20 protein-coding genes, 2 tRNA genes and 1 other RNA gene are annotated in these 21,725 nt (G+C 42.3%); 12 read left to right on the top strand and 11 right to left on the bottom strand.

The window, feature by feature from the left end:
* Positions 1-168 precede the first annotated feature (168 nt).
* Positions 169-1,770, bottom strand: a complete 1,602-nt coding sequence (locus tag FTV30_RS02815) for an isocitrate lyase (RefSeq protein WP_005169883.1) — start codon at positions 1,768-1,770, stop codon at positions 169-171.
* 662 nt (positions 1,771-2,432) lie between these two features.
* Here FTV30_RS02815 and FTV30_RS02810 point away from each other — a divergent pair.
* The 3 genes from FTV30_RS02810 to FTV30_RS02800 all read left to right on the top strand — a co-directional run bounded on the left by FTV30_RS02810 (position 2,433) and on the right by FTV30_RS02800 (position 5,200).
* Positions 2,433-3,422: a LysR family transcriptional regulator gene (locus tag FTV30_RS02810; RefSeq protein WP_005097703.1), complete on the top strand. Its 990-nt coding sequence runs from the start codon at positions 2,433-2,435 to the stop codon at positions 3,420-3,422.
* Positions 3,423-3,549: 127 nt separating this feature from the next.
* Complete coding sequence (locus FTV30_RS02805; RefSeq protein ID WP_005097704.1) at positions 3,550-4,872, top strand: hemolysin family protein; 1,323 nt, start codon at positions 3,550-3,552, stop codon at positions 4,870-4,872.
* Positions 4,873-4,918: 46 nt separating this feature from the next.
* Positions 4,919-5,200 (top strand): hypothetical protein, encoded by a 282-nt coding sequence (locus FTV30_RS02800; protein WP_005097706.1) that lies wholly within the window; start codon positions 4,919-4,921, stop codon positions 5,198-5,200.
* 52 nt (positions 5,201-5,252) lie between these two features.
* Here the strand turns inward: FTV30_RS02800 and FTV30_RS02795 are convergent, their stop codons facing one another.
* Positions 5,253-5,759, bottom strand: a complete 507-nt coding sequence (locus FTV30_RS02795; RefSeq protein ID WP_074383395.1) for a hypothetical protein — start codon at positions 5,757-5,759, stop codon at positions 5,253-5,255.
* Between the two features lie 174 nt (positions 5,760-5,933).
* On the opposite strand from FTV30_RS02795, the gene FTV30_RS02790 reads away from it, so the two are divergent.
* The 3 genes from FTV30_RS02790 (at position 5,934) to FTV30_RS02780 (ending at position 7,693) form a co-directional block, all read left to right on the top strand.
* Positions 5,934-6,662: a hypothetical protein gene (locus FTV30_RS02790; RefSeq protein WP_159516166.1), complete on the top strand. Its 729-nt coding sequence runs from the start codon at positions 5,934-5,936 to the stop codon at positions 6,660-6,662.
* A 170-nt stretch (positions 6,663-6,832) separates the two neighbouring features.
* A tRNA-Leu gene (locus FTV30_RS02785) sits at positions 6,833-6,918 on the top strand.
* A 91-nt stretch (positions 6,919-7,009) separates the two neighbouring features.
* The gene (locus FTV30_RS02780; protein WP_100329093.1) at positions 7,010-7,693 is read left to right on the top strand and encodes a hypothetical protein; all 684 of its coding nucleotides are present in this window, start codon (positions 7,010-7,012) and stop codon (positions 7,691-7,693) included.
* Positions 7,694-7,725: 32 nt separating this feature from the next.
* Here FTV30_RS02780 and FTV30_RS02775 read toward each other — a convergent pair whose 3' ends face one another.
* The 4 genes from FTV30_RS02775 to rlmE all read right to left on the bottom strand — a co-directional run bounded on the left by FTV30_RS02775 (position 7,726) and on the right by rlmE (position 11,842).
* Positions 7,726-8,040, bottom strand: coding sequence for a DUF5713 family protein (locus FTV30_RS02775; protein WP_005169878.1), 315 nt, complete (start codon positions 8,038-8,040; stop codon positions 7,726-7,728).
* Between the two features lie 108 nt (positions 8,041-8,148).
* On the bottom strand, positions 8,149-9,000 hold the full coding sequence (folP, locus tag FTV30_RS02770; RefSeq protein ID WP_180000964.1) for a dihydropteroate synthase: 852 nt from the start codon (positions 8,998-9,000) through the stop codon (positions 8,149-8,151).
* A gap of 169 nt (positions 9,001-9,169) precedes the next feature.
* Positions 9,170-11,059 carry an ATP-dependent zinc metalloprotease FtsH gene (ftsH, locus tag FTV30_RS02765; protein ID WP_100355633.1) on the bottom strand — a complete coding sequence of 630 codons (1,890 nt, stop codon included), beginning with the start codon at positions 11,057-11,059 and terminating at the stop codon, positions 9,170-9,172.
* Positions 11,060-11,191: 132 nt separating this feature from the next.
* Positions 11,192-11,842 (bottom strand): 23S rRNA (uridine(2552)-2'-O)-methyltransferase RlmE, encoded by a 651-nt coding sequence (rlmE, locus tag FTV30_RS02760; protein WP_005097715.1) that lies wholly within the window; start codon positions 11,840-11,842, stop codon positions 11,192-11,194.
* A gap of 195 nt (positions 11,843-12,037) precedes the next feature.
* Between rlmE and yhbY the strand changes: the two genes are divergently transcribed.
* Together yhbY and FTV30_RS02750 are read left to right on the top strand one after the other, a co-directional pair.
* Complete coding sequence (yhbY, locus tag FTV30_RS02755; protein WP_005097716.1) at positions 12,038-12,361, top strand: ribosome assembly RNA-binding protein YhbY; 324 nt, start codon at positions 12,038-12,040, stop codon at positions 12,359-12,361.
* Positions 12,362-12,372: 11 nt separating this feature from the next.
* Positions 12,373-12,912: a DOMON-like domain-containing protein gene (locus tag FTV30_RS02750; protein ID WP_005169863.1), complete on the top strand. Its 540-nt coding sequence runs from the start codon at positions 12,373-12,375 to the stop codon at positions 12,910-12,912.
* Positions 12,913-13,067: 155 nt separating this feature from the next.
* On the opposite strand, the gene FTV30_RS02745 is transcribed toward FTV30_RS02750, so the two are convergent.
* On the bottom strand, positions 13,068-13,292 hold the full coding sequence (locus FTV30_RS02745; RefSeq protein ID WP_005169862.1) for a hypothetical protein: 225 nt from the start codon (positions 13,290-13,292) through the stop codon (positions 13,068-13,070).
* Positions 13,293-13,393: 101 nt separating this feature from the next.
* Positions 13,394-13,882, bottom strand: a complete 489-nt coding sequence (locus FTV30_RS02740) for a hypothetical protein (protein WP_180000963.1) — start codon at positions 13,880-13,882, stop codon at positions 13,394-13,396.
* A 308-nt stretch (positions 13,883-14,190) separates the two neighbouring features.
* Between FTV30_RS02740 and carA the strand changes: the two genes are divergently transcribed.
* The 4 genes from carA to FTV30_RS02720 all read left to right on the top strand — a co-directional run bounded on the left by carA (position 14,191) and on the right by FTV30_RS02720 (position 20,345).
* Complete coding sequence (gene carA / locus FTV30_RS02735) at positions 14,191-15,330, top strand: glutamine-hydrolyzing carbamoyl-phosphate synthase small subunit (protein WP_005097721.1); 1,140 nt, start codon at positions 14,191-14,193, stop codon at positions 15,328-15,330.
* 13 nt (positions 15,331-15,343) lie between these two features.
* On the top strand, positions 15,344-18,574 hold the full coding sequence (gene carB, locus FTV30_RS02730) for a carbamoyl-phosphate synthase large subunit (RefSeq protein WP_005097722.1): 3,231 nt from the start codon (positions 15,344-15,346) through the stop codon (positions 18,572-18,574).
* A gap of 92 nt (positions 18,575-18,666) precedes the next feature.
* On the top strand, positions 18,667-19,143 hold the full coding sequence (gene greA / locus FTV30_RS02725; protein ID WP_005097724.1) for a transcription elongation factor GreA: 477 nt from the start codon (positions 18,667-18,669) through the stop codon (positions 19,141-19,143).
* Positions 19,144-19,718: 575 nt separating this feature from the next.
* Positions 19,719-20,345 carry a CatB-related O-acetyltransferase gene (locus tag FTV30_RS02720; protein WP_180000962.1) on the top strand — a complete coding sequence of 209 codons (627 nt, stop codon included), beginning with the start codon at positions 19,719-19,721 and terminating at the stop codon, positions 20,343-20,345.
* Here the strand turns inward: FTV30_RS02720 and FTV30_RS02715 are convergent.
* The 3 genes from FTV30_RS02715 to rnpB all read right to left on the bottom strand — a co-directional run bounded on the left by FTV30_RS02715 (position 20,329) and on the right by rnpB (position 21,700).
* Positions 20,329-21,117 carry a hypothetical protein gene (locus FTV30_RS02715; RefSeq protein ID WP_257228888.1) on the bottom strand — a complete coding sequence of 263 codons (789 nt, stop codon included), beginning with the start codon at positions 21,115-21,117 and terminating at the stop codon, positions 20,329-20,331. The genes FTV30_RS02720 and FTV30_RS02715 overlap by 17 nt on opposite strands.
* Before the next feature lie 56 nt (positions 21,118-21,173).
* Positions 21,174-21,250, bottom strand: a tRNA-Met gene (locus FTV30_RS02710).
* A gap of 72 nt (positions 21,251-21,322) precedes the next feature.
* An RNA gene (rnpB, locus tag FTV30_RS02705) (RNase P RNA component class A) lies at positions 21,323-21,700 on the bottom strand.
* Positions 21,701-21,725 lie beyond the last annotated feature (25 nt).

Here is a 21,725-nt window from a genome sequence, read left to right as displayed (position 1 = left end):
TGCAAGAATTAAACACATAATAACTGTGATAAAAACCAATCATGGAGAAATTATGGATGATCTCACTTGAATACTTTCTTGAGGTTGCCATTTCCTATTTATTAATAGCATTTTTCCAAATAAAAAACCCTGCAGATGCAGGGTTTTTTGGTGAATCAATTCAGCAGATTAAGCACTGAACTGGTTCATTGTGTTTTTAGCGTCATCACCAGCTTTCAATGCATTGTCACCAGCGAAGATTTCTTTGTGGTCATCACCGATGTCAGAACCAGCCATTGCCTGGTGTTTAACACATGCGATACCGCCGCGGATTTCTTTACGTTGTACGCCAGCAACATAAGCCAACATGCCTTCAGAACCGAAGTAACCTTGAGCAAGTTCATGCGTAGAAAGTGCAGCTGTGTGGTAAGTCGGAAGTGTGATCAAGTGATGGAACACACCCGCTTCACGCGCAGCATCTGCTTGGAAGGTACGAACTTTTTCGTCAGCTTCAGCAGCCAGTTCAGTTGCATCGTACTCAGCGCTCATTAACTTAGCACGGTCGTAAGCAGAAACGTCTTTACCTTCAGCAACCCAACGGTCATACGCTTGTTGACGGAAGTTAAGCGTCCAGTTGAATGAAGGTGAGTTGTTGTATACAAGTTTCGCATTTGGAACTGTTTCTTTCACACGGTTTACCATGTGAGCGATTTCAGCAACGTTTGGTGTCGCAGTTTCGATCCAAAGAAGATCCGCACCATTTTGCAAGCTGGTTACACAGTCAAGTACAACGCGGTCAATTTGCGTGCCTTCACGGAACTGGTACAAGCCAGAAGCAAGACGTTTAGGACGGTGAAGTTTGCCATCACGTTTGATCAGGATTTCATCTTCTTGTGCATCAGCGATATCAATTTCAGATGTTTCCAAGTAGCTGATATATTGAGAAGCGATGTCGCCTGGCTCTTTAACCACTGGGATTTTTTGAGTCAGGTCAGCGCCTTCAGAGTCAGTACGTGCAACGATGATACCGTCGTCAAGACCCATTTCAAGGAATGCATAGCGAAGTGCGTGGATTTTCGCGATGAAGTCTTCGTGTGGCACAGTTACTTTACCAGCTTGGTGACCACATTGTTTCGCGTCAGACACCTGGTTTTCGATTTGTAGTGCACATGCACCCGCTTCGATCATTTTCTTAGCTAAAAGATAAGTCGCTTCTTCGTTACCGAAACCCGCATCGATGTCCGCAATAATTGGCACAACGTGAGTCTGGAAGTTGTCGATTTGTGAAGTCAATTCAGCTGCTTTAGCAGTATCGCCTGCTTCTTGTGCTTTTTTAAGTGCACGGAACAAGTCGTTCAATTCTTTCGCGTCAGCTTGACGTAAGAATGTGTAGATTTCTTCGATCAATGCAGGAACAGAAGTTTTTTCGTGCATAGATTGGTCAGGAAGTGGACCAAATTCTGAACGAAGTGCTGCAACCATCCAACCAGAAAGGTAAATGTAGCGACGTTCAGTCGTACCGAAGTATTTTTTGTTCGCAATCATTTTTTGTTGTGCGATGAAACCATGCCAGCAACCTAATGATTGAGTGTATTTGCTAGAGTCTGCATCATAAGCAGCCATATCACGACGCATAATTGCCGCGGTATATTTCGCAATGTCTAAACCAGTTTTGAAACGGTTTTGGATTTGCATACGCGCAGCATCTTCAGGACTGATGTCTGCCCAAGTGTTACCGAATTTCGCTTTCAATTCGCGGATTGCATCAATCGCTGTTTGGTATGTAGTCATGATATTTTCCTGTAATAATATTAGGATTTTTCTGCAACGAACCGTTCAAATCACACCCTCAGTAACTTGTTTAGATTTTCGCCGGTCCGTTGGGATAGCTAAAGATTAGTGGGCTTATGAAAATTAATCCAATAGTCTGCAAGAATCTTCAGTATTTATTTAAAAAATGAGTAGATGAAAGTCTTAGTATAATCCTGTGATGTTAAAATAAGATATTGTTTTATTTTATATTTTACTAAAATAAAACTGATCGTTTTTCACTCATACTGCTTAAAAATACTTCATTAGACTTAAGTCTGGGCTTGGCTCAAATCCACTTTTATTAAAAAATAATCATGATTTTGAATTATTTCTTAGGCTGAAGCATTTATCAAGATAGCATACTTTTCACGCAATTATTCACGCACTCACACCTGTATTTTTAAAGTTTAAAGCTTGGTTATGGAGCTGTTGATCTGCATACATAAAAATACTGAATCTTTGCTTAGCCCGTGCTTCTACTCAGTCGAATAAAATCGTTAATTATTCAGCTTAAACCTGCATAAATTCCCTAGATTTTATCTGCTTTATCATGGCTTTTTTTTCATCGGCGCTTTACACAAAGCCCGGCAGTTATGGCATAATCAGCATAATTTCTTGTATTTATTCTCGGTATTTCTTTTATGAATCTGGAGCGGGTCGATCTCAATCTATTAATTTATCTTGATGTACTTCTTCGCGAAAAAAATGTCACCCGTGCAGCCGAACAATTGGGCGTTACCCAGCCTGCCATGAGTAATATTTTACGCCGATTACGCAATTTATTTAATGATCCTCTCCTGATCCGTTCTTCTGAAGGCATGACACCCACAGAACGTGCACTTGAGTTACAGCCACGTATCCGGGATGCGCTGGCTGACTTGTCCATGATTCTGGAACCGCGTACCGAGTTCCGTCCTTATACGTCAAATCGTGTCTTCCGGATTATGACCTCGGATTATGCCGAAGCGACACTGGTTCCTCGGCTGGTCAAAGCCTTACGTTCAGAAGCACCGAACGTGGTCTTGGACTTTCTAACCCCGAGTGATGTGTCTTATCGCGACATGGAACAAGGCAAAGTTGATCTGGCGATTAACCGTTTTAATGAAATACCGCAAAGTTTTCATCAGGTTCTGGTCTGGCGTGACAGTTTTTCCTGTTTATTAAACAATAAACACCCGGCTGCAACCAACCTGAACTTAAAAAGCTATCTGGATGCACAGCATATCTGGGTCTCTAAAACCGGTATGGGTGTGGGCTTCGGGGTCAACCCGGAGAAACAGGCCGGTTTAGGCTGGATCGATCAAGCTTTGGAACGTATTGGCCAGAAACGTAAAATCTCGGTCTTTACCCGTCATTATCAAATGCCAGGTTTATTGGCTTCCAATGTCGATCTGGTGGCAACCCTGCCTTCACGGATCGCACGCCTGCAAGCCAAGAATCATAATTTAATTCTGAAAGATCCTCCATTTTATATTCCCGAATTTGAACTCAAAATGGCATGGTGCCCTCTATTGCATCATCACCCTGCACATCGCTGGTTACGTCAGCTGATTTTGTATGTTGCGCGTCAAATGATTGAGGAAGAAAATCGTGAATTCCTGAGCAATAATTCTCAATTTTCACACTATTAAACTCAAATTCTTCTAAATTCTTATTTTTTAAGATTATACTTTGAAGGCTTGAGAGGTAGTTTTTACACCTCAAGCCTTTTTTTGTGTTAAAAATATCCCAAGATACTATTCATCCACAGGTGGATTTGTGAGCCTCTTACAAAATATCGTGATTATCTTAATACTCATCGCGGGGGCCGGTTTTTTATCTTTAACAGAAATCGCCCTCGCAGGTGCCCGTAAAGTCAAACTGAAAATTCTGGCTGAATCGGGTGAACATCGCGCTCAAAAAGTTTTAGATCTACAAGAAAATTCTGCTGACTTCTTTGCAGCCTCTCAAATCGGTTTAAATGCAGTCGCCATTCTTGGCGGTATTTTAGGTGAAGGAGCCTTCCGTCCTTATATTTTTAATTTTGTTTCCCGCTTTTACCAGGGTCCTTGGGCTGAAAATATTAGCTTTGCACTTTCCTTCACTGTCGTCACTTCTTTATTTATTCTATTTGCAGACTTGATGCCGAAACGTTTGGCCATGATTGCGCCAGAAAAGATTGCAGTCTCGGTCATTGAACCCATTCAGATTTTCATTAAAGTCTGTAAGCCTTTGGCCTGGCTCATTAATGTTATTGCCAACATGCTGTTCCGTCTGTTTAAAGTGAATACCATTCGTGATGATAATATTACCTTTGATGATATTTCCGCAGTGATGGATGCAGGTGCACAGGCTGGCGTACTGCAAAAACAGGAACATCATTTCATTGAAAATGTATTCGAGCTGGAAGAGCGTAATGTACCTTCGAGTATGACTACCCGTGAGAATGTGGTGTTCTTTACCCTAAATGAACCAGAAGAAAGTATTCGGCAAAAGCTGGCGGAATATCCCTATTCCAAGTTTCTGGTGTGTAGCAATGATATCGACAGTGTGATTGGCTATGTCGATGCCAAAGATATTCTGGTGCGGATTCTGAATAACCAGTCGCTGCTACAGTTAAATGAAAATACCATCCGTAATGTCCTGACCATTCCGGATACTTTAACTTTATCGGAAGTCCTGGACCGTTTTCGCTCGACCAAGGAAAAATTTGCCGTCGTCATTAATGAATATGCGCTGGTGGTTGGGGTAATTACCCTCTCCGACATTATGATTACTGTAATGGGCGACTGGGTGACACCAATTGAAGCCGATCAGCAAATTATTAAGCGTGACAATAATTCCTGGTTGATTGAAGGCAGCACGCCAATTGAAGACATGAAACATGCGCTTGAAATCGACTCAATGCCAGATGAGGAAAATTACGAAACACTGGCTGGTTTTATGATGTTCAAGCTGCGTAAAATTCCGCGTCCTGCCGATACCGTCATTCATGCCGGTTATAAATTTGAAGTCGTCGATGTCGATCATTTCAAGATTGACCAGTTGCTGGTGACTCGGATCATTGAAATCAATCCATTAATTCAGGAAGAATCAGAATAATCTGATTCTTCTTCTATTTTAAAATAAAAATCATAAGGATAGAGTGATGTCCATTTCTGCGCTATTGGCTTGTTTTAGTTTTTATTCAGGACTGTATTTAATCTATTTCTTTTTTGCTCAACAACAAAATCCGCTGTTTTTGTTTTTAGCGATCATTTTATTGATTTTTGCTTGCATCATTACCCCTTATGGTTACCAGCGTCACCGTGGCCATTATGACCGAACCATGAGTTGGGGACAGTATTTAGCCATACCTTTGATTTTATGGGGACGACTATTTATCGTTCCTATCAGTTTTATTTTAAGTTTGTTTTATTCAAACCAGTAAATTCAATCATAAAAAAGCACCTAACGGTGCTTTTTTACATCTATTGAGGTGCTTAGATCTTTGTTAACAATGCATCTAAAACAGCTTGATAGTGAATCTGGATATCATCTTCTAGAATCTTGTAAGCATTGTCGAACTGCACCATAGGCCAGCCTTCTTTCCAGAATGGGAAAATATTATGCAGGTCATGGGTAACAATCGCGTCTTCACGCACAATTGCTTGGGCAATTTGTGACAGTACCTGTGCAGTTTCAGCACCATCAATCGCCATATAATCAATTCCGCGCGCTTTTAAAATACGGACGCGGTCTTTTTTATAACGGATTTTTTTGATTTGTGCCGTATTCAGGCCCAAAGCCAAAGATACCGCTTCGACAAATTTGTCTTCAAATGACTGATTCAATGCCACTAACGCTTCTTTATGCGCTTCCTGACGACCAGCTTTACCACCCTGACGAATCACTTCTTTCGCCTCAGTATTTAGTTCATCCTTTTTCATGCTTTGCAGGATGTCTAAAATTTCGATGTCGCTTAACGCCTCAGGAGATTGATCAGTCATAAACTGTCCTTAAAAAAATAAATCTTGAATCGGCTATTTTCGCATAATTCGTGGCTAAAAAACTAAAATCTTCGTGATTAAAGCAATGATAAGCGCTGAAAATGGATTTGTCCTGTGATTCTGCGTCAAATCGACTATAGTGCCTGTGTCTATTTCTGAATCAATCTCTGGATGATGCCCACTACCCAAGTGACTTTGTTGCTGCAGCAACTTCAACAACAGTATCCGACTGCATTTAAAGGCAATTACCTGTTCTATAGCCAGATCAAAATCCGTGGGATCTGGGATAAAGCCAAGCTTTTGATTCCCTGGGTCTTGGCGGCCATGATTTTTATTCCCGTCAGTTTGATGTTCGGTGACGTCATAAAGCAATCTTTTGTGCAAGTGAGCGAATTTCAGGCGCAAAGTTATGCCATTTTGGCGATACTGTTGTTCCTGATGTTGAGTCTCACCTTAATTCTGCAACAGGTTCAGCATTCTTCTTATTCGCTATATCAGTTATTACGCCATACCCCAATCAAGATGGCTGTGGTGATTCTACTACAAACCTTAAATCTGTTTTTTGTACAAAGTAGCCTACTGATGTGGAGTTTATTCTTTTTTGGAGTGAGCTTTGGCTTTATCCGTTTTTATCGGGAAAACTTGTTCCGGGAAAACAGCCAAAATACTGAACATTATCAGTTGCAACAATTACGTAGAATCTGCTTCTGGGCTTATAAACAGACCTGTATGCTTCGACTAAAATTACGTTTTTGTTCAAGCAATCATCCTCGGCATGCCGAACTAAAACAGCAATTAAATCACTATGCCGAATTATATACCCAGCTGCTGAAACATGAGCATCAATACTGTAAAACCATCAAGCATCTGGATGTCGACAGTTATTTGGACGAGAACTCATAGTGCTCTATCATTTTGATTAGCCATCTTGAATATTTTTAATAAGGGTCCTTAAAAAAACAGATTGATTTGCTAGTTTTTTTAGAGAGAAGCCACGGAATTGCTTGAAAAGAAAGCAATCATTTAGAAATGTGCTTGCCAAGCTTTATTTCGTCCTCTATTATTGCGCACATGCCCGAGTGGTGAAATCGGTAGACACAGGGGATTTAAAATCCCCCGCCCACAAAGCGTGCCAGTTCGAGTCTGGCCTCGGGCACCATTTTAATCTTTATTAAAATGGTGCAATAGAAAACCCAGCATTAGGCTGGTTTTTTTGTGCCTGAATTTTATTCTTTTAGCGCGAAATCCTCATGTCAGAATTAAAATACTTCGATCTCGCCACATTACAATTACGCCATCCAGACGCTTTTTTCCTGAAGCTGCGTTATAGCCGCTTCAAATTTAATGCCCTGCAAAATCTCCAGTTTGTGATCGCGATTAATTTACTGTCTCTTTTAATCTGCGTGGCCTGTAGCATCAGTTCAGTACTTCTGGAATATTATTTTTTCAAGAATGCCACGATCGCCTTTAATGTCACCTTGATCATGTTAATGGCCCTGCTTTATCCCTATATCTGGTATGCACAATATCAGGCGCAATTCAGCTCCAAAGCCTATAGTCAGCGCTTGCAGAACTGTCTGTATCTGCAAATTCCAATTTTTCTGGTTTTATTGCTGAATCTGTATGTAATTCATTCAGATATGCTGGTAATCATCAGCATGATCATTTTAGCGCTTTCCTCTTTTGGCGCTGTCACCTTAGAACCTTTATTTAAAAGTTCTTGTAGTGCGATTGATCAGATCAAACTGCAAAAACTGCGGCAGCTGGCCTTTTGGGCCTATCAACAGTCCAGATCCAAAACACCGCAACCGATTCAGGACCAGTCAAATCTGCAGGCTTATTACCAGAATCTTTATCAGCAATGCATGCATGAAGAGCAAAAATTACTCAGCTCGATTCGCTTTAAAAGTTTTAAAGACTATTTCTACAAATAATAAAAAACCCTGCAGTAGCAGGGTTTTATCGATCACCATTCACGATTGGTAATCAGCTCTTCCATTTCAATCTCGAACAACCCGTGCTCTTGCACCACCATCATCATGGCTTCGGCAATATAATCTGCAGCGGTATCATCCAGAGATGAATCCAGATCTTCAAACTGCGGTTTCATGGCATTAATATCAGCAACGGTCAGATGGGCAAGCTGGTAAATTTCTTGATCTGACAAAGCTGATTTAGCGACTTTTTGGGCAAAATGTTCGATGTGCTGTTTGATTTCAGCAACCAGAATATCGGGATAATACGCATCATCGAACATGGGGAGAAGTAAATCTGCAAACATTACAGGCACTCTAAAAGATGACAATTTAATCTAAGCGTGCCTATATAGCACATTGTTGCCTGAAAGCCAAACAACATTGCCAGATGCTTACTCTCCCGCCATCAATGTCTACGCCATCTGCATGGCTTGCCAGACTCTAATCGCATCCGCTGTCGCTTTCACATCATGTGCCCGTACCATACAGGCGCCCTGCTGAATACTGAGCAAATGTGCTGTTGCCGAACCCACCGCACGCGCCTGTGTTTCTGCGCCATCTAAGACAGCCCCAATAAAGCGTTTACGTGATAAGGCAGATAAAATCGGATAACCCATTTCTGTCAATTTATAAAATTCTTGAAGCAGCTTGAGATTTTGCTGAGCATTCTTGGCAAAACCAAACCCCGGATCAATCATGATATTTTCGGCTTTTACTCCTACATCCAAGGCATCCTGAACACGTTGAGATAGTTCGCCAATCACCTCGGTAGTGACATCCTCATATTGATCCAGATTGTTCATGGTGGTCGGCTCACCACGCATATGCATAATGATTACCGGAATATTTAATTCAGCAGCCGTTACTAAGGCATTGGGGCGGGTCAACGCACGGACGTCATTCCAGATATGCGCTCCGGCCTGAACCGCTGCACGAATCACTTCTGGTTGTGAAGTATCAATCGAGAGAATAACATCATGTTTTGCTAAGGCTTCAACCACAGGCACCACGCGGCGGATCTCTTCCTCTACGTCTACCACAGCAGCACCCGGACGGGTCGATTCCCCGCCGATATCAATTACGGTCGCACCTTCAGCCATCATCTCCAGCGCACGTGCAACTGCATCTTCTTTTTGATTATGCCGACCACCATCACTAAATGAGTCGGGGGTGACATTGAGAATTCCCATCACATGCGGCTGAGATAAGTCCAGTTTTAACTCACCAAATGTCCATACATGTGGTCGTAAAGGCATCAGCTGCATGTTTCCATCCTCGTTCACAATAATTCGAATATTGTCTTATGGATAGAGCAATAAAGCAAAGCTCGATAAGACATTTGCCCATTAGTTTTGAGTTAAATATAGCATTCAGGAAATTATCATAAAAATGACTGACATAAAAAAACCACCCGAAGGTGGTTTTTTATTTAACTTAGTTGGCTGGCAATGGCGGTGGCGTCAACGGGCCATCATCTGGGGTTACATCAATCACAGGATTTTCTGCAACATAGACTTTTGGCGGTTGAGGCTCACGACCTTCCATAATGTCACGGATTTGATCACGATCAATAGTTTCCCATTCCATCAAGGCTTTGACCATCGCATGGGCAACATCTTTTTTACTTTCCAAGATATCGCGTGCGACTTTATATTGCTCATCCAGAATTCGGCGGATTTCACGATCGACTTCTAACTGGGTCGTTTCAGAAATACTGCGGCTACCAATACTGCCCATAAACGATTGCTGTGCATCTTCTTCATAGACCATGACGCCCATTTTGTCAGACATACCGTATTTGGTCACCATCGCACGTGCCATTTTAGTTGCACGTTCGAAGTCGTTTGAAGCACCTGTCGACATTTGGTTAATGAAGACTTCTTCTGCAATACGACCACCAAACAAAATCGAAAGTTCATTCAACATTTTGTCTTTATAATGGCTGGTTTGGTCAAATTCAGGTAGCTGCCAGGTCACGCCCAATGCCCAGCCACGCGGCATAATGGTGACTTTATGCACAGGGTCTGTACCCGGCAAACTTTCAGCAACAATCGCATGACCTGCTTCATGATAAGCCGTCGCACGACGCTCTTCATCACGAAGTACCATCGATTTACGCTCAGGACCCATATAAAGCTTGTCTTTTGCATCTTCAAAGTCATGCATATCGACAGTATTCTTGTTACGGCGTGCAGCAAATAAAGCAGCTTCATTCACCAGGTTGGCCAATTGCGCACCCGAGAAGCCCGGTGTACCACGTGCAAGTACTTTAACATCGACCCCTGTGACTGAAGGCAATTTTTTCAAATGCACATTCAGGATTTGTTCACGACCCTTAATGTCTGGCAAACCAACCACAACTTGACGGTCAAAACGGCCTGGACGAAGTAATGCTTTATCCAGTACATCTGCACGGTTGGTTGCAGCAATCACGATAATGCCTTCATTGCCTTCAAAGCCGTCCATTTCCACCAGCATCTGGTTCAGCGTCTGCTCACGTTCATCGTGACCACCACCCGTACCTGAACCACGGTGACGACCGACTGCATCAATCTCATCAATAAAGATAATACATGGTGCATGACGTTTTGCCTGTTCGAACATGTCACGCACACGCGATGCACCAACACCCACAAACATTTCCACGAAGTCAGAACCCGAAATACTAAAGAATGGCACTTTCGCTTCACCGGCAATGGCTTTGGCAAGCAAGGTTTTACCTGTACCTGGAGGACCGACCATCAAAACACCACGTGGAATACTTGCACCGAGACGTTTAAATTTGGTTGGGTCTTTCAGGAAGTCGACAATTTCAACCACTTCTTGCTTGGCTTCATCACAACCGGCAACATCGACGAAAGTGACTTTAATCTGGTCTTCAGACAACATTTTGGCTTTAGACTTACCAAAACTCATTGGGCCGTTTTTACCACCTGCACCGCCACCCATGTTGCGCATAAAGAACATGAATAACAAAATGATTAAAAGCACAGGGAAACTTGCAATAAGCAACTGCATGAGCAAGCCTTGACGTTGTGGTGCTTCACCTTCGACCACAACATTATTTTTAATGAGGCTTGGCATCAGCTCAGGATCCTGAACTGCCGGACGAATACTTTCAAACTCTGAACCGTTTGATTTTTCGCCACGAATTCTTTCGCCGTCAATAACAACTTGTTTAATTTGGCCAGCATTGACCGCGGCAACAAACTCTGAGTAGTTCATTGTAGTCGGTTGATTGCGGTCACTGACGTTGCTGAAGATTAACACCAGCACACCCAGTATTACGAGCCACAATACGGCATTCTTAAAAAGATCGCTCAAAGCTTTATTCCCATTCCAATCTAATTTGATCATGCCCTGTTCAGGGTGACCTTAATACTTAAGCTGTAAATTAACTTACAATTATCTGAAAACGTACAAAATGCACAATTTTTAACGACTTGGCAAGTAGACTTATTTTAAAGCCTTCTTGCGTCCCTGCCCGATCAGGAAAACTTCTTTAGAGCGAGCACGTGATGCCAAGGGTTTAGATGTTTTCAGAATATCAAAACTATCAACCACTTGCTTACGGAATTCATCAAAACCTGAGCCTTGGAAAACTTTTACCACAAATTGACCTTTGGGGCCTAGCACCTTATTGGCAAAATCCAGTGCAAGTTCACACAAGTAAATCTGACGCGGTTGATCTACAGCCTTATTACCTGATGTATTGGGGGCCATATCTGAAATTACAACGTCTACAGTACGACCATCTAAAATTTCTAGCAGTTTTTGGAAAACTTCTTCTTCACGGAAGTCACCTTGCAGAAAAGTGACATCTGGTAAAGCATCCATTGGTAAAATATCAGATGCAATCAATAAACCCTTATCGCCAACAAGTTTACCAGCAATCTGTGACCAGCTGCCTGGCGCTGCGCCCAGGTCGACCACAGTCATACCAGGTTTAATGATTTTATACTTTTCTTGCATTTCTAAGAGCTTATATGCTGCACGCGCACGATAGCCTTCCTTTTGTGCCTTTTTTACATAAGGATCGTCTAAATGCTCTCTCATCCAATCACGACTACTTTTAGATAACTTTTGGTTGGTAATGCGTGTAGCCATAACTCTCTAAATAAAAAAATGTCTCATTATTAATTGTACGTGAAAAAGACTTATTTTGCAGTATACATGTGTATCTAAATCTAAGGCTTTTGCTCTCTCCGTGGACAGATTGAATATGATTATTTCCTGATAATTTACAGCGTTTATTTTTTGCTTTTGCTATACTAAGCCGTTTTAAAATTCAGGTTATCTCTCATGGCGGCTTTATCTATTCAGGAACGTAAGCGTTTACGTCAAATCGGACATACACTTAACCCAGTCGTGATGCTAGGTGACAAAGGTCTGACGGAAAATGTCATCGAAGAATTAGCGCGTGCTTTAAACGATCACGAACTGATTAAAGTTAAAATTGTCGCTGAAGATCGTGAAGCGCGTGCAGCGCTGATTGCTGAAATTTCAGAAGCGACTGGTGCTGAAGTGGTTCAAACTATTGGTAAAATTGCACTTCTTTATAAGAAAGCGGCAAAACAGAACCAAAAATTGTCCAATCTTGTTCGTTTCGCTCATTTGTCTAACTAAGTACAGGACTTATGGCAAGTTACGAACTTAGCGCATTTGATCGCCGTTTTCAGGCCATCTCTCTGGTTGCTGCCATTGAACAGCAAGGTCCATGTAGTTTAAATGTGGGCTTCTGGATCCGCGATCCCAATCATTACATCCTGTGGCCAGACATGGTAGCTGCACATCCCCGTCAGGATTTCTTGTGGGAACAGACCTGCTTTGAAATTTTTATTGGGGTTCAGGGTGAAGATTTTTATCGTGAGATTAATCTCTCCCCTTCTCAGGCCTGGCAGGCTTATCAATTTGAAGAATACCGCTATCCTGAAGATATGCCACCACAAGCTGCAGATGATATTGAGCTGAATCAGCTCAAACGTACCCATTATGGTCTCAATGTCAGTGTGGATCTGACCGATTTTATGGCAACACATAAACTCAAATGGGAAAACTTGTTCCTGGGTTTATCTGCTGTTTTAAAAACCTCGCAAGGTGACCAGTACTACGCGATGCAGCATAGTAGTCCTCAGGCAGATTTTCATAATAAACGTGACTGGTTGCATGTATTTTAGATCAGTCAAACCTGTATATCCTCTGTCTGAATCTGTAAAAGACTGATAAAACGTGAGACTTGAAGTCTCACGTTTTTGTTTGTCTCTAAACAAAGTAGTTAGCTGTGTATGGTTATTTTGCATTTTCTTGTTTTTGAACATCTTAGAGTAGCATTTTAATGAGGTAACTGATGCTGGCTCCGAATGGCTTTCACTGCAGCATAAAGAATAAAAGTAAAAGTGAGTACCATGAGCAGAACAGTCCCCAAAACCAGCCCCAGTACGCCCAAACATAACACAATCACACCCAGATAAAGTATGCGCCCCAAGCCGCTTTCCAGATTAAGCAGCATAATCAATATCAATAAAACAAGCACACCTACCAAATAATGCCGTGGCATCGTAACCCCTTCTGATTATTATTGTGAGTCCGTTTTGCTACATAAAGACAAAGGAGAACATGTGATTGTTCTCCTTTTAAAGAGCAGCCTTTCAACGCAGCTTAACTTTTCAGCTCAGGCTTTTTGTCTGAACTTTCTGCTTTCACTACCGGCTTGACTTTTTTCAGCACTTCAATGGTGCTGTCTTTAGAACGTTTTAAGGTATCGGTCAAATGCTCTTTATGTTTGGTCGAAATCTGACTGACATCCTCTTTCAGTTCCTTGCCCAGACTGGACAAGTCTTCGATCACTGCATTGAATTCTGTTTTGATAAAGCTCTTCAATTCAGTTAATTCTTTTTGTGAACCGAAGATCTGCTCCTTTAAAGTGTCAATTCGCTGCAACACCTCCTGCTTAAATTGGCACAATTGTTCCTGTACGGTATCGGTCAATTGCTTGGCTTCAACTTCAAGCTTTTCTTTACTTTCTTCGATGCTTTCAAATACTTGATCTTTCGCCTCTACTGCTACTTTTTCAAGCTTCTCGGCAGTTTCTGCCACGACGCTCGGGCTGGCTTTTTTGGATTGGGTAGATTTTGATGCTGTAGTCATTTGTCTTGTTCCTATTGTTATATTGACTGAGCTATATTAGTAGACTTGATAAAATTTAAGATTTGATTTGTCTGACAATTATTAATTGCTTACATTTTTTCATCCTGTTTACAAAACAGACTTCCACTCAAAAAGCAAGGCATTTATCTTATACTTTCGCTGCAAAGCCATTGGACTTCAAGCATCATTCTGCGTATAATGCCGTGTTAAGTTCAAGCGAGCAGACATAGGAGGGTAGGTTTAAAAATTAGCCTTCCTTTTTTTTCGTCTTCTCGCTTTTTTACAGCCTAAATTTCAGGAGCTTTGGTTTGAGCACCCCAGCAATTTTAGCCCTTGCCGACGGAACTATCTTTAAAGGTACTTCGATTGGCGCATCGGGTAGTACGACTGGTGAAGTCGTTTTCAACACTGCCATGACTGGCTATCAAGAAATTTTGACTGACCCGAGTTATGCACAGCAACTTGTGACACTGACTTACCCGCATATCGGTAACACAGGCTGCAATGAAGAAGACGCTGAATCAGGTCGTATTCATAAAGTTTGGGCCAACGGATTGATCATTCGTGACCTGCCTTTATTGCACAGTAACTTCCGTTCAACCCAATCATTAGCTGAATATTTGGTACAACACAATGTTGTGGCAATTGCGGATATCGACACGCGTAAATTGACACGTATCCTACGTGACAAAGGTGCGCAAAATGGCTGTATCCTTGCTGGCGAAAATATCACTGAAGCAGAAGCGCTTGAAAAAGCACGTGCCTTTAGCGGTTTAAACGGTTTAGACCTGGCAAAAGAATGTTGCGATCCTGAGGGCTTTGAGTGGACTGAAGGCTCTTGGGCATTAGGCAAAGGTTTCTCTCAACCTGAACTTAAATTCCATGTTGTTGCATACGATTACGGTGTCAAAACCAACATCTTACGTATGCTCGCAGACCGCGGTTGTAAACTGACTGTGGTGCCTGCGCAAACTCCTGCTGCTGACGTACTTGCTCTGAATCCAGATGGCGTGTTCCTGTCGAACGGCCCTGGCGATCCAGCTGCATGTGACTACGCAATTGAAGCTGTAAAAACAATTGTAGAAACCACTGAAATTCCAGTATTTGGTATCTGTCTGGGTCACCAGATCCTTGCACTTGCAAGTGGCGCCAAAACACTAAAAATGCCTCACGGTCACCACGGTGCCAACCATCCTGTGCAAAACCTTGAAAATGGTACAGTGATGATTACTTCTCAAAACCACGGCTTCGCAGTTGATGAAAGCAACCTGCCGGATGTATTGCGTGTAACGCATCGCTCACTGTTTGATGGTACTAACCAAGGTATTCATCGCACAGACAAGCCTGCGTTCAGCTTCCAGGGTCACCCTGAAGCAAGCCCTGGTCCACATGACTGCGCACCATTGTTCGATCATTTCATCGAACTTATCGAAGCATCTAAGAAGTAATTAAGGAAGCATCATGGCTAAACGTACTGACATTAAAAGCATCTTAATTATTGGTGCGGGTCCGATTGTCATCGGTCAGGCATGTGAGTTTGACTACTCAGGTGCTCAAGCATGTAAAGCCCTTCGTGAAGAGGGCTACCGCGTTATTTTGGTCAACTCGAATCCGGCGACCATCATGACCGATCCTGCAATGGCAGACGCAACGTATATCGAACCGATTACCTGGCAAACTGTTGCACAAATTATTGAGAAAGAACGCCCAGACGCAGTTCTTCCCACCATGGGCGGTCAAACTGCATTGAACTGTGCCCTTGCCCTTGATGAGCACGGCATTCTAGAAAAATACAATGTTGAATTGATCGGCGCGACCAAAGAAGCGATTGAAAAAGCTGAAGACCGCAAACTCTTCGATCAGGCAATGCGTAAAATTGGTCTTGAATGTCCAAAAGCAGATATTGCCGAGTCAATGGAAGAAGCTTTAACTATTCAAGCACGCTTCGGCTTCCCTGTGATTATCCGTCCATCATTCACGATGGGTGGTTCAGGCGGCGGTATTGCATATAACCGTGAAGAGTTCATTGAAATCTGTGAACGCGGTTTCGATCTTTCTCCGACCAAACAGTTATTGATTGATGAATCTTTAATTGGCTGGAAAGAATACGAGATGGAAGTTGTTCGTGACAAAAACGACAACTGTATCATCGTCTGTACCATTGAAAACTTTGATCCAATGGGCGTGCACACGGGTGACTCAATCACAGTTGCTCCTGCACAAACATTGACAGACAAAGAATTCCAATTGCTTCGTAACGCATCTTTAGCAGTTTTACGTGAAATTGGCGTAGAAACAGGCGGTTCAAACGTTCAGTTCGGTATCAACCCTAAAGACGGTCGTATCGTTGTGATCGAGATGAACCCACGGGTTTCTCGTTCTTCTGCCCTTGCATCTAAAGCAACGGGTTTCCCGATTGCGAAAATCGCGGCGAAACTGGCTGTAGGTTATACCCTTGATGAGTTGAAAAATGACATCACGGGCGGTACAACTCCTGCTTCATTCGAACCTGCGATTGACTACGTTGTAACGAAAATTCCTCGCTTCAACTTCGAGAAATTCCCGCAAGCAGATGCAACTTTGACGACTCAGATGAAATCTGTCGGTGAAGTCATGGCCATTGGCCGTAACTTCCAGGAGTCTATGCAAAAAGCGCTTCGTGGTCTTGAAGTTGGTGCTTCTGGCTTCGATGAAAAAATCGAAATCGGTGCTGAAGGTGCGAAAGATAAAATTCTTCAAGAACTTAAAGTGCCAGGTCCTGAGCGCATCTGGTTCATTGGTGATGCATTCCGTCACGGCTTTACACTTGATGAAGTATTTGCTGCAACCAATATCGACCCTTGGTTCCTGATCCAGATCGAAGACATCATTAAAACTGAAGAACAGATTAAATCTTTAGGTTTTGGTGATTTGAACGCGGACAACATCCGCAGCTTCAAACGTAAAGGTTTATCGGATCTTCGTATTGCAGACTTGATGGGCATTTCACAAAAACAATTCCGTAAACACCGTTGGAACCTGGGCGTAACCCCTGTTTACAAACGTGTCGATACATGTGCTGCAGAATTTGAGTCTGATACAGCGTACATGTACTCAACTTACGATGAAGAATGTGAAGCAAATCCATCAACGCGTGACAAGATCATGGTGATTGGTGGCGGACCTAACCGTATTGGTCAAGGTATCGAGTTCGATTACTGCTGTGTACACGCAGCGCTTGCAATGCGTGAAGATGGTTATGAAACCATCATGGTCAACTGTAATCCTGAAACGGTTTCTACAGATTACGACACATCAGATCGTTTGTACTTCGAACCAATCACATTGGAAGATGTACTTGAAATCGTACGTATCGAGAAGCCTAAAGGCATTATCGTGCAGTACGGTGGTCAAACACCTTTGAAATTGGCTCGTGCTTTGGAAGAAGCCGGTGCGCCAATTATCGGTACATCTCCAGACGCGATTGACCGTGCAGAAGACCGTGAACGCTTCCAGCAAATGATTCAGCGTCTGCAACTTCGTCAACCGAACAACAGCATTGTAAAATCTGCTGAAGAAGGTATGGCTGAAGCAGCGAAAGTTGGCTATCCACTCGTTGTACGTCCATCATACGTTCTTGGCGGTCGTGCCATGGAAATCGTGTATAACGATGACGAATTGAAACGCTACTTACGTGATGCAGTTCAAGCATCAAACGAAGCACCGGTTCTTCTTGACCGCTTCCTTGATGACGCGATCGAAGTTGACGTGGACTGCGTATCTGACGGCAAAGACGTTGTAATTGGCGGTATCATGCAGCACATTGAACAAGCGGGTATCCACTCTGGTGACTCAGCATGTTCGATTCCTCCTTACTCGCTTTCTCAAGAAGTACAGGACGAAATGCGCCGTCAAACTGTTGCAATGGCAAAAGAACTGGGTGTAATCGGTTTGATGAACGTTCAGTTTGCAGTAAAAGGCACTGACGTTTACATTCTGGAAGTGAACCCACGTGCATCACGTACTGTACCGTTCGTTTCTAAATGTATCGGTGAGTCTTTAGCAAAAGTTGCTGCACGTTGTATGGCAGGTCAATCTCTAGAATCTCAAGGATTCACTAAAGAGATTATTCCTCAGCACTTCTCTGTAAAAGAAGCGGTGTTCCCATTCAACAAATTCCCGGGTGTTGACCCAATCCTTGGCCCTGAGATGAAATCGACTGGCGAAGTCATGGGTGTTGGTAAATCATTTGGTGAAGCGTTCTATAAAGCTGTATTAGGCTCGAACGATCGCTTACCAGGTAAACCAACTGAAGGCGAAGTAAAACATGCATTCCTGTCTGTTCGTGATTCAGATAAGCCGCATGTCGCGCGTATCGCTCAGCAACTGGTAGACTATGGCTTCAAGTTGCTTGCAACGGGTGGCACATACAGCGTGATTACTGAAGCGGGTATTGCATGTGAACGTGTGAATAAAGTAACCGAAGGCCGTCCTAATATCGTGGACCGCTTGAAAAATGGCGAAATTCACCTCATTATCAATACATCTGAAGGTAAACAGGCTCAGCAGGATTCGTTCTCGATCCGTCGCTCTGCGCTACAAGGTAAAGTGTATTACACGACCACCTTGAACGGTGCTGATGCTGTATGCCAAGCTTTAGCAATCAAATTGCCAATGGATGTATATCGCTTGCAAGACCTAACTAAAGGTTAATTAAGTTTCCAAGAAGTCCCGCTACCTTCTTGGTGGCGGGCTTTTTTTTATTTATAGATTTTATATCTTTCAACTGACTTTTGAGGGACAACATGCAACGTTATCCTATGACTCCTGAAGGCAAAATTGCCTTAGAGAAAGAATTACATCAACTGAAAACCGTTGACCGTCCTCGTATCACGGCTTCGATTGCGGAAGCACGTGAACACGGCGACTTAAAAGAAAATGCAGAATATCACGCAGCGCGTGAACAGCAAGGCTTCTGTGAAGGCCGTATTCAGGACATCGAAGGGAAACTGGGCGCTTGCCAGGTCATTGATGTGAAAGAACTTGAGCAATCAGGTCGTGTGGTTTTTGGTGTGACAGTGACAATTGAAAACCTGGATACTGAAGAGCAAAAAACTTACAAGATTGTAGGCGATGACGAAGCAGACTTTAAGATCAACAAGATCTCTGTGAACTCACCAATTGCACGTGGTCTTTTAGGTAAAAACGAAGGCGATGATGTGAAAATTACGACACCAAATGGTGAAGTTGAATACGAAATTGTGAAAGTTGAATATATCTAAGCTTTAGATATTTACAACAATTAAAGCCCCTCAATTGAGGGGTTTTTTATTGCAAAACTATTGATTTAGCTTTAATTTATGAGCAAATAATAAAATAGATAACAAAAAATGGATGATCGCTTCATACACGCTTTTTACTATGCACTTGGCGGTTTGATCCTTGGTGTTGCCATCGCGATCAACTGGTCATACTTCATCGACATGCATACCAGTTCTGTCCTGATTATTTCAACCGCGATACTCAGCTGCGCAATTCTGGGCTTTCATTTTCCCAATTGTATTGCTCGTATTTTTAGTATCTTTTGGAATTTGTTCAGATAAAATTTTTCATAATTTAAATTATATTCTTCACCCCCTTGTACACTCAGCATATATTCTGAGGATGTTATTCCATAGGGACACAAAGCCATCATTACAAATCAAAATTCACAATAAAATTGCCTTTCCTTTTAGGAAAGGAAGAACACTACTCGACAAAGGAGAGGCCTTATTTAAGAATCCCCCCAAAATCCCACTTTTTCAAAGGGGGACTTTTGTTTGATATAATCCCCCCACCTTCTAAACGCCATATACGCATGTCTGAAAAGTTAATTAATTCCCCTGTCAAACACTGGTGTGAGTTCGAATTCATCTCAAAAACGGTGAAGAATCCAAATATTCATATTAAGGGAAACTATTCTTACTATTCTGCTTATTGGGATCAGGGTTTTGAGCGTTGCGTGGTGCGTTATCTACATGACAAGCCCTCTACCCCAGATAAACCCATTGATCAGCTCTATATCGGCAATTTTGTCTGTTTTGGCGCAGAATGCGTGATTATGATGGGTGGTAATCAATTACACCGTACCGACTGGATTTCAGCCTTTCCCTTCGATACACGCAGTTTTGTGCCTGCTGGCGATACATTCATTGGCGATGGTTGCTGGATTGGCTCTCGTGCCATGATTATGCAAGGTGTAACGCTTGGCGAAGGTTCTGTGGTGGCAACAGGTGCCGTGGTGACAAAAGACGTTCCATCATACGCAGTGGTCGGTGGCGTGCCTGCCAAAATTATTAAATATCATTTTCCTAAAGCAGATATAGAAAAACTGCTTTCTCTTAAGCTCTATGACTTAGATGAAAAGCAGTTTTTAAAAATGCGTGAGCAGTTGCAGACGGATGATGTTAGATCACTGCTACATGCCTTTACTGCGCTTGAATAAAAGGGATTAACACCAAACTCCGCTGTTTATATTCGTCGATTTTATTATTTTTAAGCCAGTTTATATTCAAATAACTTAAACGCCATTCATAATAAGCCAATCCTACATCTCTATAGCTGATCTTAAGTACGGTCTCCTTCTGATCATCACAATAATTATTCTTTTTATCTTTCATATCTTTGTAGCAGGAAAGTCGATTCTGGTATTCGTAAAAAGGTAAATGCTCGAAGACCAGTTTTGTCTTTCCTTTTGGAAGTAATTGAATAAACTGTGCATTCTGTTCACCTGCATCATTTGAAACCCAGCCATGAATTAAGGCAATAGCATAACTATGCCGATTGAGTGGGTATAAGGCAGGATATATAAATTCTATACCACTCTTATCCTCTTTAAGCGCATAAACCTGTTGATACGTGGTTAGATCCCAATAATCAATGATTTGATATTTTCCAAGATTTTTTGAAAGCTGAATAATTTGTAAATTTTCATCAATTAAATAATATTTTTCAGCTTCAGCAATTTTAACTACCCAAAGTTTTGCATCACACTCATCACAACTAAATTTTACTTTTTGACAAATTGATCTTATTTCTGCTTTGGAAATATTTTTTTCTTTAAAAGGAAATGACTTAATTGAATCTGCAGCAAAAACAGGCAAAGCCATAAATAAAATTAAAGTTGATAGCATTAAATTTTTAATCATCATACATATTCTTGTTATTTGTTTTATTTTAACTATTGTAGTGCTTTTCAGATTTTCCACCAACATCATCACCAAATATCAGACATAAAAAAACCCACTCAATCGGAGTGGGTTTTTTCAGAATATGGTGGCTATGACGAGACTTGAACTTGTGACCCCCGCATTATGAGTGCGGTGCTCTAACCAACTGAGCTACATAGCCTTAAACTGTGCGCGCATTATGAGATTTTCTTTAAAGAGCGTCAACCCCATAATGCACTGTTTGATCAAAATTTGTTGAAGTGAGCCGATAAGCCGGGTTCTGTCGTGAACGATCATTCCTCTAGGCGCACAATCACTCATGCGCTCAAGCGACCTACCCGAATCCAGCATGGGCCATGCCTAATGGATTCCTATTTGGTCTTGCTTCCGGTGGGGTTTACCTCGCCATGAACTGTTACCAGCCATGCGGTGCGCTCTTACCGCACCCTTTCACCCTTACCTCCGATTCCGATTGCTCAAAAACATACTGAAGGCGGTCTTCTCTCTGCTGCACTTGCCGTCGGTTTACACCGCCCAGGCGTTACCTGGCACCTTGCCCTATGAAGCCCGGACTTTCCTCCCCTGCTTCAATCACGGAGATCTCCACAGCAGCGATCGTCTGGCTCACTTCGAGCGGCATAGTACCAAATATCGAG

The sequence above is a fragment of the Acinetobacter sp. YH12255 genome, assembly GCF_013417355.1.
Taxonomy (GTDB): Bacteria; Pseudomonadota; Gammaproteobacteria; order Pseudomonadales; family Moraxellaceae; genus Acinetobacter; species Acinetobacter pseudolwoffii.
The sequence above is the reverse complement of the archived record's forward strand: the minus strand, read 5'-3'. Positions and strand labels throughout refer to the sequence as shown.

What these genes read in the sequence shown, in the direction of transcription:
- FTV30_RS02815 (WP_005169883.1), bottom strand. Translation starts at nt 1,770, where the DNA reads ATGACTACATACCAAACAGCGATTGATGCAATCCGCGAATTGAAAGCG.
- FTV30_RS02810 (WP_005097703.1), top strand. Translation starts at nt 2,433, where the DNA reads ATGAATCTGGAGCGGGTCGATCTCAATCTATTAATTTATCTTGATGTA.
- FTV30_RS02800 (WP_005097706.1), top strand. Translation starts at nt 4,919, where the DNA reads ATGTCCATTTCTGCGCTATTGGCTTGTTTTAGTTTTTATTCAGGACTG.
- FTV30_RS02795 (WP_074383395.1), bottom strand. Translation starts at nt 5,759, where the DNA reads ATGACTGATCAATCTCCTGAGGCGTTAAGCGACATCGAAATTTTAGAC.
- FTV30_RS02790 (WP_159516166.1), top strand. Translation starts at nt 5,934, where the DNA reads ATGCCCACTACCCAAGTGACTTTGTTGCTGCAGCAACTTCAACAACAG.
- FTV30_RS02780 (WP_100329093.1), top strand. Translation starts at nt 7,010, where the DNA reads ATGTCAGAATTAAAATACTTCGATCTCGCCACATTACAATTACGCCAT.
- FTV30_RS02775 (WP_005169878.1), bottom strand. Translation starts at nt 8,040, where the DNA reads ATGTTTGCAGATTTACTTCTCCCCATGTTCGATGATGCGTATTATCCC.
- folP (WP_180000964.1), bottom strand. Translation starts at nt 9,000, where the DNA reads ATGCAGCTGATGCCTTTACGACCACATGTATGGACATTTGGTGAGTTA.
- rlmE (WP_005097715.1), bottom strand. Translation starts at nt 11,842, where the DNA reads ATGGCTACACGCATTACCAACCAAAAGTTATCTAAAAGTAGTCGTGAT.
- yhbY (WP_005097716.1), top strand. Translation starts at nt 12,038, where the DNA reads ATGGCGGCTTTATCTATTCAGGAACGTAAGCGTTTACGTCAAATCGGA.
- FTV30_RS02750 (WP_005169863.1), top strand. Translation starts at nt 12,373, where the DNA reads ATGGCAAGTTACGAACTTAGCGCATTTGATCGCCGTTTTCAGGCCATC.
- FTV30_RS02745 (WP_005169862.1), bottom strand. Translation starts at nt 13,292, where the DNA reads ATGCCACGGCATTATTTGGTAGGTGTGCTTGTTTTATTGATATTGATT.
- FTV30_RS02740 (WP_180000963.1), bottom strand. Translation starts at nt 13,882, where the DNA reads ATGACTACAGCATCAAAATCTACCCAATCCAAAAAAGCCAGCCCGAGC.
- carB (WP_005097722.1), top strand. Translation starts at nt 15,344, where the DNA reads ATGGCTAAACGTACTGACATTAAAAGCATCTTAATTATTGGTGCGGGT.
- greA (WP_005097724.1), top strand. Translation starts at nt 18,667, where the DNA reads ATGCAACGTTATCCTATGACTCCTGAAGGCAAAATTGCCTTAGAGAAA.
- FTV30_RS02720 (WP_180000962.1), top strand. Translation starts at nt 19,719, where the DNA reads ATGTCTGAAAAGTTAATTAATTCCCCTGTCAAACACTGGTGTGAGTTC.
- FTV30_RS02715 (WP_257228888.1), bottom strand. Translation starts at nt 21,117, where the DNA reads ATGATGTTGGTGGAAAATCTGAAAAGCACTACAATAGTTAAAATAAAA.